Annotated in this window: 11 protein-coding genes; 2 read left to right on the top strand and 9 right to left on the bottom strand. The window is 45.1% G+C overall.

All coding sequences use genetic code 11. The annotated features are described in order from the left end of the window. Positions 1-19 precede the first annotated feature (19 nt). The 8 genes from RS891_RS02050 to RS891_RS02015 all read right to left on the bottom strand — a co-directional run bounded on the left by RS891_RS02050 (position 20) and on the right by RS891_RS02015 (position 8,501). A complete protein-coding gene (locus tag RS891_RS02050; RefSeq protein ID WP_315794290.1) occupies positions 20-1,315 on the bottom strand; it encodes an ABC transporter substrate-binding protein in 1,296 nt (431 codons plus the stop codon). Positions 1,316-1,418: 103 nt separating this feature from the next. Next, the gene (locus RS891_RS02045; RefSeq protein WP_113055259.1) at positions 1,419-2,186 is read right to left on the bottom strand and encodes a response regulator transcription factor; all 768 of its coding nucleotides are present in this window, start codon (positions 2,184-2,186) and stop codon (positions 1,419-1,421) included. A 5-nt stretch (positions 2,187-2,191) separates the two neighbouring features. Then, complete coding sequence (locus RS891_RS02040; RefSeq protein WP_315794289.1) at positions 2,192-4,024, bottom strand: cache domain-containing sensor histidine kinase; 1,833 nt, start codon at positions 4,022-4,024, stop codon at positions 2,192-2,194. Between the two features lie 221 nt (positions 4,025-4,245). Further along, a complete protein-coding gene (locus RS891_RS02035) occupies positions 4,246-4,434 on the bottom strand; it encodes an aspartyl-phosphate phosphatase Spo0E family protein (RefSeq protein ID WP_064642743.1) in 189 nt (62 codons plus the stop codon). Between the two features lie 247 nt (positions 4,435-4,681). Beyond that, a complete protein-coding gene (locus RS891_RS02030) occupies positions 4,682-5,191 on the bottom strand; it encodes a DUF1453 family protein (RefSeq protein ID WP_113055262.1) in 510 nt (169 codons plus the stop codon). A 140-nt stretch (positions 5,192-5,331) separates the two neighbouring features. Next, positions 5,332-5,490, bottom strand: a complete 159-nt coding sequence (locus RS891_RS02025; protein WP_315794288.1) for an aspartyl-phosphate phosphatase Spo0E family protein — start codon at positions 5,488-5,490, stop codon at positions 5,332-5,334. A gap of 120 nt (positions 5,491-5,610) precedes the next feature. Next, the gene (locus tag RS891_RS02020; RefSeq protein ID WP_315794287.1) at positions 5,611-6,996 is read right to left on the bottom strand and encodes an XRE family transcriptional regulator; all 1,386 of its coding nucleotides are present in this window, start codon (positions 6,994-6,996) and stop codon (positions 5,611-5,613) included. Between the two features lie 260 nt (positions 6,997-7,256). Further along, entirely contained in the window at positions 7,257-8,501 is a 1,245-nt protein-coding gene (locus RS891_RS02015; protein ID WP_315794286.1) for a transcriptional regulator, read from the bottom strand. A 410-nt stretch (positions 8,502-8,911) separates the two neighbouring features. Between RS891_RS02015 and RS891_RS02010 the strand changes: the two genes are divergently transcribed. Then, positions 8,912-10,036, top strand: a complete 1,125-nt coding sequence (locus RS891_RS02010) for an LLM class flavin-dependent oxidoreductase (protein ID WP_113055272.1) — start codon at positions 8,912-8,914, stop codon at positions 10,034-10,036. 97 nt (positions 10,037-10,133) lie between these two features. Here the strand turns inward: RS891_RS02010 and RS891_RS02005 are convergent, their stop codons facing one another. Continuing rightward, on the bottom strand, positions 10,134-10,715 hold the full coding sequence (locus tag RS891_RS02005) for a TetR/AcrR family transcriptional regulator (RefSeq protein ID WP_113055273.1): 582 nt from the start codon (positions 10,713-10,715) through the stop codon (positions 10,134-10,136). A gap of 263 nt (positions 10,716-10,978) precedes the next feature. On the opposite strand from RS891_RS02005, the gene RS891_RS02000 reads away from it, so the two are divergent. Beyond that, positions 10,979-12,178, top strand: coding sequence for an MFS transporter (locus tag RS891_RS02000; protein ID WP_397386929.1), 1,200 nt, complete (start codon positions 10,979-10,981; stop codon positions 12,176-12,178). Positions 12,179-12,192: the final 14 nt, after the last annotated feature.

The following is a 12,192-nucleotide window of genomic DNA, read 5'->3' as shown; positions in this document are numbered from 1 at the left end:
CCTGTTTCAATAAAATGATTTATTGCTGCAGTACGCTTTGGATCTCTTCCTGCATTTGCTTCAGATTATCCTCAGGTGTCGCTGAACGGGCGAACAGTCGGTCAAATCCCTGCAACACCGCATTATCGATATCCTGCCAACGGATATGACCGGGAATCAAGCGCGCTTTTGGCATTTCATTAATCACCGCCTGCACAATATGCTCCTTGCTCGGATTATTCGGCTGATTAATGAACGCATCGGAGTTCAGCACAGAGGTACGCGGAGGCACAAAATAGGTGGCCGTCGCCTGAATGCCCTGCTCGCTGGCAAAATACTTCAACAGCTTCTTGGTTTCCTCCGGATGTTTGCTGTCGTTGAACATGGCATATCCAGCCTGCCCCAGCATCGGTACGCTGCCCTGTGAGCCGGAAGGCATGGGAGCGATACTCCACTCAAAATCGGTAATCTCTCTTGCTTTGGAGACATAGCTGTAGTTATCAAAGAACATGCCTACATTGCCAGCATCGAAGCTGACCTGCTCACCTGCTTTTGGATGCGATTCATCGGTGAACATCATGCGCTCCAGCAGTTCAAAGGTCTGTACGCCATAGGCATCGTTCCAGGTGAACTTCGTCATGCCTTCGTCGAACGGGCCGCTGCCATTGGACCAGGAATACGAGGAGAGCACAGCCCAGGTCTTCCAATCGCGAAAGAAGTTGGCGCCATAGATCCGGTTGGTCGCCTCCTTGCTGGTAATCGCCTTGGCAGAATTCTCGAACTGTTCCCATGTCCATTGTCCTTGGCTGGCAAGTGTATTGGGGTCGGTCAGGCCTGCTTTGTCGAACAGCGTTTTATTGTAGAACATGACCACTGGAGGTGTGGAGAAAGGCAGCCCTAGCAGTTGATCTCCATCACGGAACAAATCCAATGTACTTGGTATATAATCATCCAGCTTGAACTGTGCATCATCCTTGAACTCGGATACATCAGCCAGAATGTGATTGGATTTGAACTGGGGCACCATCCGCTCCGATACCCAGGCGATATCCGGGAGAGAGCCGCCAGCGGCAAGCACCGAAATTTTTTGCTGGTATTCCGCGAAAGGGACGGATTCCATCGTCACCTTGATGCCTGGATTTTCCTGCGTGAAGCCATCGATCAGCTTGTTGTATACATCCATATGTGCCTGATTGCCCCACATCATGAATTTCAGCTCAACCTCTCCATTCTCCCCGGCTGCTTGCCCAGGATCACTTCCGGATTTGGAGCTTGTGCACCCGATTGAAGCAATCATCATGAGTAAGAGTATCAATATCAGTCCTGCTTTTTTCATGAAAATCCCCCTTATGGACTTAGTGGTATACATGTGCAACCAAAGTATAACGAAGGCATCGGCCTCTCATAAATCACGTCAATTATAGAAATGGTATGGTTTTTCAAGAAATACTGAATCGGTCACGATATTCTCCTGCTGTCCATCCCACCTGCTGCTTGAACACCAGCATGAAGTGCTTGGGACTCTGATGCCCGGATAACCTTGCAACATCATAGATTTTGAGCCCTGTGTTAACCAGCAGCCACTTGGCCCGTTCCATACGAGACTCAGCGATGTATTCGGAGTAATTGGTTCCTGTTTCGCTCTTGAACAGCTGGCTCAGATAGGTTGGGTTCAGATTAACCAGAGCTGCTATGGTCTGAAGTCGCAGATCCCCATCGGGATGCTGCTTGATGTGCTCCTTCACATCGCGGATAATCTTCCGCGTATCTCCTGCAGAGTGCTCTGCTTTCCCAGATAACTCCGTGACTGGAAGGGTTGAAATGCCGTACCTGCGGTCCAGCAGCAATTGAATTTTTTGGATGCATAATGCCAGTTCATGACGTTCAATCGGCTTCAGCAGATAGTTCAACACCCCGTATTCCATTGCCTTGCGTGCATATTCAAACTCGCCGTAGCCGCTAATGATGATCATCAGCAATTCAGGGTACATATCTCTTGCTTTGGATACCAGTGTCAGCCCGTCCATTTCACGCATGCGAATATCCGTGATCAACACATCCGGTACTTCACATCTCAGAAAATCCAGTGCCTCGATTCCGCTCGAAGCTTCACCTGTTACCTCGAACTGAGGAGCTGCCTGTACAATCAGCTCTCTCAGCCCCTGACGGATGACCGTCTCATCCTCCACAAGCAATACTTTATACATGCGCTTCATTCCCCTTTCGGTTGAAATTGAATGGATATCGTGACCGCCAGGCCCTGCCCAGGACTGCCATCCACGCTCAGGCTGCCACCTTCCCCATACATGAGGCGGAGCCTTTGGGCGATATTGTTAAGTCCCAGCCTGTCCCCCGCATGACAGCGCAATGCCTCATTGGAAGGCTGCCGAGCAATGGATTCATTTAATTCATCAATCTCTACCTGAGCCATGCCTTTGCCATTATCACGCACAATAATCAGCAGCAGCTCATCATCAAATTTCAATGCAGACACCCAGATCACTCCGCCACCGGCCTGCCCTTCAATGCCATGGTAGACAGCGTTCTCCACCAGCGGTTGCAATATCAGCTTGGGAATCAGACACTCTGTAATGGCTTCATCGATGTCATAGATTACTTCCAGCTTGCCATCATAACGTACCTGTTGAATGCGTACATAGGATTGTACAAAAGCCAGTTCTTCCTGAAGCGGAACCCTCCGGTCCACCTTATCAATCGTATAACGCAGCAGCTTGCCAAGTGCCGTCACCATATCAGACACTTCAGCGTGCTTCTGGCGCACCGCCATCATGTTGATGGACTCCAATGTGTTGTATATAAAATGGGGATTAATCTGGCTCTGCAATGCTGACAACTCCGCTTCTCGCTCTTGAATGCCCAGCAGAAATACTTCGTTAAACAGTCGGTTAATCTCTTCCATCATTCGGTTAAAACCCCGGCTAATCTGCCCGAACTCATCATTGCTGAAGTGCGCTACGCGCTGGCTAAAATCTCCCTGCTCTACTCGAATCATATTGTGTTTCAGTCGAATTAATGGTCTCGTTATACGATAGGGTAAGAGAACAGCGAGAACTGCTACGGCCGCCATACATAACACAGCGAACCCAAACGTAAACGTGAGCATCTCGCCCGACTCCTTCTGAATAACGGCAATAGGTGTAAGGCTGATCACCGAAAGTCCTGAATAACTGGAATGGTGCTGTACGTACAGATAGGACTTCCCATCAAGGACAACCTTTTGGTTGCCTGCGTAGCCTTGAAGCTGGCCATGCGTTAACAGTTGGTCGTATGCAGACAGACCCCCTGCTGAGGTGCGTTCGAACAGGAGACGCTGCTTGCCGTCGACAATCATCAGGCTCGCATTTTGCTCAAAATTCAGATTGGACAAGAGTTGGCCGAAGGCTTCCAGCCGGATGTCGATCAGAATATAACCCAGTCGCTGGAGAGTACCCGGATCACGTATCTCACGGGCAACTGATATATACGGCTCTTCATGACTGCCCGTGTAATAGCTTGGATCGTGCGGAGGAAGCAGACGCCATTCCCCATCCGAGCCGTTAAGCTCTGCAAACCAGTCATCCTGCCTGCTGTCCCATACCGGATTTACTGCCAGCGAATCCAGATTGGAGAACAAAATACCGCTGTTGCTGATCAGATGGATGCCACGAATTTCCGGTCGGTCATACGCTTGACCGGACGTGTAGAGCTTCATTTTCAGATAGTCATCGGACCTCGCCCATGTACCCGATCCCATCGGAGCATTGTATTTGCCCAGAATGCCGAGCACCATCTGATCGTAGAGCGGCAAGAGCGACAACCGCTCGAAGTCCTTGAGCAGCCGATTCAGATTGGTATTAATCTGGCGAACCATATCAATGGTGAACTGCTCTGTCTTGCGATCAATCGTTTGCGAGAAATGCAGGTAATTCACCACGCCCTGCAAGCTTAGCGGCAGCAAGGTCATCCCCAGGAACAATAGGAGCAGCTTGGTGCGCAGGTTCATGTTTCTTCCAAAATAATCCTGTACCTTGTCCATCATTTCCATTCATCCCTCCCCCTCCGATCATTGTATGATCCCCCTTCACAGATCAAGCTGGATATAACTGGGGTCATCATATCCAGTTTTATTGATCATTGGCTATCCTGCCAATCATGGGATTGGTACGGAATTTCAAGATTGAAGTGCTGGTCTTCCGGGAAACACAAAAAAGCCGACTGTATCGCTACAGTCGACTTCTCTTCTATTGCACAAAAAAACCGACTGCATTATGCAATCGGCTGTCTTTTCATAAAGTGTTTTTTATATTTGAAGCGATTATATTCATTAATTAACTCGTCTAATACCATCGATTGTTGAAGGACTTTGTAGTCTTGCATGCCATGATATTCCGCCAAACGACTTAACTCATGCCTGTTCTGTTCGATTTGGTCTCTAATCTGCTTCGGTTCTCTCACAGCATGCACCCCCTCTTTTTAAAACATTTTAGGATACATTGCCAAAAAATTCATATTTTATTCCTTTGCAAAATAAAATGTTTATTTACAGAGGAATACTTTCATAACACAACATTTTGCATTAATCCGTGAAAATTGTCACAACTACAATATATAGATGTGTATTCCTCACATTCAGCTACATATCGAACTCTCGAAAAAATAGAGAATCTTAACCCAGAAGCAAAAGACAGAAACACGTTATAAATTATGTTCCAATCGTATGCTGAACTTTACTCACTCTGGAGCGGAATAGAATCCCTGCTACACGCACCAACACCATAGCAGCAGTCATTAATATAAATGCAGGACCGATATTCTGAAGATCCAGTTGATGCTCAGTTGCATACTGATATGCTTGCTGCGGATGATGCGTAATCCATTCCACCGGCAGAATGCGTAGCAGGAATGCCGCCGCCCAAACGACCACACTACCTATCCCCACTCGGGTATACCACTTACCTGCCGTTGCATCGAATTCCATACGTGTTATTCCCAGCACAATCATTCCAAATAACGCCCCTACAATCACGGCCACCAACAAAAACAGTACATTATTGCCTGTAAAAGTCATATCTTTAAGGAATTTGAATGCATAATAACCCATAATAACGAAAGGCAGCAATAAACGATAATAACGTACTGGCTTTCGCCCAATTGAAGTGATTACTAAAACTGCAAACATGATGATCATCTGAACCCACATGCTCGTCGTCATACGTTGTTCCCCCTGTAATTTGCTTGATTTGATGCTTTAAGCATAGCAGGGAGAACGTCGCTCTAGCGTCCACAACCGGGTGGATAAAGAGGTCCACCTATAGGTGGATTTTAGAAGAGGGTACCAGCATTAATAATTAGTTATTTCTCTCTTAGTCGAATATATTTATTAATTAGTTCATCCAGCACCATAGACTGCTTGAGGACCTTATCATCATGCATGCCATGTTTCTCCACCAACCGACGCAAATGTTGCCGATTCTGCTCGATTTGATCTTTGATCTGCTTGATTTCTCTCACAGCATGCACCCCTTTTTCAACCTATTTTAGGGTGCATTTATCTAAAAATTCATAATGTAATGCTTTGCAAAATTTTAGGTCTTTTTGAAAAGGTGGCCAAGCAAGATTAGCTCCCAGTAATTATACACTTTTAGTTCTAATTCCAAAATGTTGTGAGCTCAGGCCCTCTATTAACCCAGTGTACTGCTCGTCCTGCTGGTTCGTTACATGCATTCTGAATTTCCCGTACAAATCAATAGATTTAATAGACATTAGGTCATCGTTACTTGATGATGATAGCTCCAGGCTCTTGAGTAACTTGTCAATCCCCGTTGCGTATCTTTGTTGGTTGAGTCTGTACTTCGCTAATTCATAATAAAAACGTATATATCTATGATTCAACATTTGCATATTGTACGTCCCTTTTAAATGCATATCCGTGTTGAATTGTTTAATATAAGGATCGAATCTATCCAAGGCATAATCAATATCCAGTGAGTGCTGGTTAGCTGCTTGCACAATATTTACGAATGCTATTAAAATCTCATGTGGATTAGCCTCCAGGTAATTCAGATAAGGTTCAATAACCTCATGGTTCCCATTCATCAAATGGTATAAATACCGATTTCCCTCCGCCCATCCTTTGAAACGTTCTATTAATTCTTGCTCTTCTTCTGTTGGATTAGAGATTTCAATAACAGTCACGTAAACATCTGTATATTCCAGAGCTTTTTCATATTGCTTACACGCTTCACAGACACTTGCCTTCAATAAATTCGCATATGCCTTATATGTAAATATGGGGTAAAAGGCGGTTCTTTTTCTATTTTTACGTCTTCGAGATTGAAGTTCAAGTTGAAAATCAACTTTTCGTTCCAGTTCTTCGGCCAATTCATAGACCTTATCCCAATGATGTATTGTATTATAAACATTCGCCAAATCTTTAACAGCATCCAGTTGTATTTCTTCATCCAATTTCTCAATATAGGGTTCCAATTGGACCGCTGCTGCCAGATTATCGAATTTGCTCATTGTTTTATGAAGCAAAAAAATACGGTACTGGCATAACGCCAACCGTTCCGAGTGCTGATATTTCTCACCTGCGGCTACGCATTCATATAAAATAAGCGCCGCTTCCTTCATTTCTTTGGAATACAGATTTTCTGCCATTTCAAACAGTTCTGAAATATAGGATCGATCATCTGTTACCTGATAGACTACCTTTTTAATACAGCCTAGCTTGTTAAGTTCAGCGCAGCGATACAGGAACGGTTCCAAACGCCTCCAATGAGGTGCGGCCTCAACAAAACATTCCACACCGTACATTTCGTAGAAGTATCCCTTCTCCAACCCCATACCAGATGTAATTTGATCCAACTGATTCATAGCTAGAGATCTGCTGCCCTTGAGGATGGCACTTAATGTACCACCGTTGACACCCGTGACATCTGAGAATTGCTGTAGTTTATATCCTCTTTCTCTTATGTGATTCTCTATATATGTGCGTATCGTAGGTGCAAGTTTCAATTCTCCCACCCCCATCAACCAAACTAACTTAAGGATTCATCAGTTCTTAATAAATGTATTTTTAATCCTGAATTTTACAATGGTCAATGTGCGCAAAATTACAAAAGGTTTACTTCCGATTACGGAAATAAACCTTTTAAAATATATCAACCTCATTGCTTGGTTACTACAATCCTCCACCACCATGTACAGTAAGAAGTGTTTCAATAGGAAACCAATTATTATATGAACCTAATTGACCAACATTTATAAGAATAAAACTAAGCAAGATTAAATATAGGATTCTCTTTTTTATCATAATAATTCTGTACCTCCATTATTATTAATTTATACTGATATTCAATATCCGCAGTAGCTATATTCCTATATTTTTCATATAACGCCACACAGCGAATAATATCAGTTTGATTGTTTAGCTTTACAGATTCTTTCAGACAATAGACCAGTTGCTTGAATCCCTCAGTATATTGTTTACGATTGAGGTGATAAATTGTCCGTTCAAGTAAAAATGTGATATACATATCCGAATTGACCTGTTCAGTGTAACCCTTTAATTGAGTGATTTCTGAATTAATTCGGGCGTTATACATGTAAAGGATGTCATCGATATTATTATCGAATTTATTAGCAGCTTCTAAAATATTAATCATTGCTGGCAAAAGTTCAGTTTCGTTATTTTCAATGAAATTAATATAAGCTGGCAAGATATTTAAGTCACCCATCATCAGCCTGTACAGATAGGTATTTGCTTCTGTCCATCCTGCAAATTTATCAATATAGATCTGATCTTCCTCATCAGGTTCAGAAATTTTCATGAGATCTCCATAGATCTCTGTATAATGTAGTGCCTCTGCATATTTTCCTTGCCTCTCACATGCGGAGGATTTAAGTAAATTTGAATATGCTCTATATACAAATAAGGGATAAGCGGTTAATCGATTACTTTTATCCGTTATTTTCTTTGTATACGATTGTAAAATTTTCGTTTTCTGATCCAACTCATCAGAAAGGGAAAATAACTTGTCCCAATATCTCAAAGCCAAATATGTATTCGCCAGATCCTTGATCGCATCCAGTTGCCGCTCTTCATCCAGCCGATTAATATATGGCTCGAAGTGCACGGCCGCCCTGAGATTTTCATGCTGATCCTGACCCAGAGATAATGTGAAAATACGATACTGGCACAACGCGAGACGTTCCGAGTGTTGGTACTTCTCACACTCTGCAACGCATTCATATAACATGCGGGCCGCTTTCTTTTGTCCTCGCTCAAGCATGCCTTCTGCCATCTCGAACAATTCGGAAATATAGGATCGATCATCCGTCACTTGCTGGATTACCCTCTGAATACATTCGAGCTTGTCCAGCTCGGCGCAACGTTGCAGAAAAGGTTCCAGTCTCCTCCAATGCGGTGCAGACTCCACAAAACACTCAGCGCCGTAAATTTCGTAGAAATGCCCCTCTTCCAGCTTCATGCCTTGGGTAATCAGATCCAGTTGAGCCATGGCGATTGGCCGCGTCCCTTTGATGATCGCACTTAACGTTCCAGCGTTCACACCCGATATATCGGCAAAGTATTGCAGGGTATAGCCCTGTTTCCTGATGTAGTCCTCAATAAAGGAGCGTATCGTAGTTGTAGGTTCCATGTCTCCCACCTCCACAATGAAAATCCATAAATTTGAATTTATATGATATGTACAATTTTAATCCTAAATTTTACAGCGGTCAATAAAAATCGTGGCAATTTCCTGCCTATATGTTTAGGTTTAAGCAGCTTTAATCCGCCTTATAGAAAAAATCCATTAGAAGAATGCCTGGCAACATGGTAAAGTTAGCTTCAGCTTGAATATCCTACTATTTCCATGGGAATAGACAACCCAGGTGCTTTTCCAATCCAATCCAAGGGGATGGTTAGATGAAATTTGCCCTATTTAGTCTCATGATGAATCTTCCAAATGCCGTAACTGGTGAATCACTAACAACACAACAGAAGTTCCACAATATTTTGGAACAAGCCAAACTGGCCGAACGGCTGGGATTCGATGCATACGGGATCGGCGAGCGGCATGGTGCACCTTTTCTGTCTTCCTCGCCTCCCGTTGTGCTAACCGCCGTCGCTGCTGCGACTTCACGTATCCGGTTGCTAACAACGGTCACTGTTCTCAGTATACTTGATCCGGTACGAGTTGCCGAGGATTATGCCACGCTGGATCAATTATCGGGCGGGCGGCTGGAGATGATCATCGGGAAAGGCAATGATCCTCGGCACTATCCCCTATTTGGCATTAGCGAAGAGGAACAATGGGATTCGCTCGGTGAGCGCTACGAACTGCTGAAACGACTGTGGACTGAAGAGAATGTAACCTGGCAGGGAAAGTATCGCCCTCCCCTTCAAGAGGTTACCACTCAGCCGAGACCACTCCAGCAATCCATTCCGATCTGGCATGGCAGCGCATCGAGCACCCGCTCTACCGAGCTTGCAGCCAAGTATGGCGAACCGATATTTAGCTCGAATTCCTTCCACCCGCAGGCCAAATACAAAGCGTTAATTGACCATTACCGGGAGCGTCTCGACTATTATGGTCATGATGCGAACCGAGCGGTGGTTGGCTCCGGAGCAGGAAGCCTATACCTCGCGAATACACGCGAAGAAGCGATCCGGCGTTATACGCCTTATTATGAGGCCTTTCATGCTACGGCCGCTGCGCAGCACAACCAGTCGCCTTTTAAGGACCTGGAGGATAACATTGCGCATGGCCCTGTACTGATTGGTAGTCCAGAGCAGGTCATTGAGAAGATCCTGAACTACCATGCCGCATATGGACATCAGGTACTGAGTATCAGCGTCGATGGACTCAGCCATGCGGAGCAGTTGGAGCAGGTAGAACGCTTTGCCCAGGATGTAGCGCCAGTGTTACGACGCGAGATACCTAGTTTCATATGGAACGAGCCCCCACTCTTGAACGAGTCTCTTCCCTCTTCCACTTCGCCTTCTCCCGATTCATGGCCCCCTGCCATCTCACCGATCTTCCAGGTGTAGTTCGCAATTCTCCACACGTTCCCCATTCATCAACAAGCCTTTTGCAACAAGGGTGATTCTTGCGAATCGCCCTATCCCTCCCCCAAGATGTCTTTTTCTATGATCCAGATTTAATACCTTCAAACAAGGAAACCAACGAACGCTGTACAAATTCAGTATCTAACGGTTCGCCAGTCACCAACATGCGATAGAACATCGCTCCATAGACGAGGTCTATGCACAGTCCGATGTCACAATCTTTTTTCAACTGTCCCCGTTCTATACCTTTTTCAAAAATCCCCCACGCTTCGCGCCGACGAGGCTGAATGTATCTAGTTCGGTATTCTTCTGCAAGTCCTGGATCAGACTGTCCCTCTCCGACAATCTGTGTGATCACTTTTCCTTCCCGGCTGCTCAAAAAATCAACCAGATTGCTCGCATGAATGCGCACATCCTCAAATACCGATCCTGTATCCGGTACAGGCAATCTTGCCTTTGCCGCAGACATGTACCCATCCATAATGACAGCACCTTTATTGGGCCACCATTTATATATCGTTGCTTTGCTCACCTTAGCACGTTCAGCAATTTTTTCGATCGTAACCACTCCGAAGCCATGTTCCAGTAATAATTCATAGGAAGCTGCAAGAATCGCATTCTGGGTTTCCACATTGCGGGGACGCCCTCTTTTGGCTGTCATCATAAACCCTCCTTGGTGTAACAAATGCATCTGTAATTCATAAAAACTATACGTTCATTATACTAAAACACCAATCCATTAAACAATTTTGTGCTTACCTTACTTTGACAACAAAAATCCCCACGTCCATTTACAATACTAAACGTTTAGTTTATTATATACTTGTAATTAGTAAACGCACCGTTTAGGAATTAATAAATTCAATACAAGTGTACTTTAATAAAAAATAATTTGAGAACAAGTGGAGGGTTAAACTTATGGATATGCAACCTGATGTGAAGGCAAATTCAGTTCCAAGCTGGTTGATTTTACTTTTGGCTGCGGCGTGCGGGCTGATTGTTGCAAACCTGTATTATGCTCAGACCGTTATAGGGCCTATCAGCGTTACAACAGGGCTTTCCTCCGCTGCTGCTGGACTGATTGTGACGTTAACACAGATCGGGTATGTTATTGGCCTGCTGTTTATCGTTCCGCTCAGTGACATTTTGGAGAATAAGCGACTGGTAACTTTTTTCCTCATCATTCTAGTCGTTGCATTGATTGGAGCCGCCTTCTCTTCCCATGCCGTATTATTTCTGACGGCTTCCCTTGTCATCGGTATCAGTTCCGTCGTTGCGCAAATTCTGGTTCCTTATGCCACCTACCTCACTTCTGAGGAGCAACGCGGTCGGGTTGTCGGCAACGTGATGAGTGGTCTGCTGCTGGGCATCATGCTGGCTCGGCCAGTCGCAAGTTTTATTACGAGCCTGCTCGGCTGGCAAGCAGTTTTTGTCTTCTCTGCAATCATTATCTTATTGCTTACACTGCTCCTGTCACGCGCACTTCCTGCACGTCAGCCACAACCTGCGATGAAGTACGGACAATTAATTCTGTCATTGGGTTCCCTGCTCAAAACATTTCCTTTGCTTCGCCGCCGAGCCCTCTATCAGGCCAGTCTGTTTGGCGCCTTCAGCTTGTTCTGGACTACAGTTCCCTTGCAGCTCGCCAATGAGTATGGCATGTCCCAACAGGGAATTGCCTGGTTTGCACTGGCTGGTGTTGGGGGTGCCATCGCAGCACCTATTGCCGGAAGATGGGCAGATAAAGGTTTAACCCGTATATTAACCGGACTCGCCATGGTCATCGCGGCTGCATCTTTTGGGCTTGCCTATCTGTTCCAGGGTCATTCTACCGCTACCCTTATTCTGCTTGTGGTTGTTGCCATCACACTGGATATGGCGGTTTCGGGTAATCTGGTACTGGGACAGCGCATTATCTATTCGTTGAGCGAAGCAAGAGGACGCGTAAACGGGATATTTATGTCGATCTTTTTTGTAGGGGGCGCAATTGGATCATCTCTTGGCAGTTGGTCCTACGCGCATGGAGGTTGGAGTCTCACTACATTGATTGGTCTGTTAATGCCTCTGCTGGCACTCGTATACTACTTAACGGAAAAGAAAGTCACCGTCGTCAGTAACCCGTAACCATCCTTCCATAC

The organism is Paenibacillus sp. BIC5C1 (assembly GCF_032399705.1).
Taxonomy (GTDB): Bacteria; Bacillota; Bacilli; order Paenibacillales; family Paenibacillaceae; genus Paenibacillus; species Paenibacillus taichungensis_A.
The sequence above is the reverse complement of the archived record's forward strand: the minus strand, read 5'-3'. Positions and strand labels throughout refer to the sequence as shown.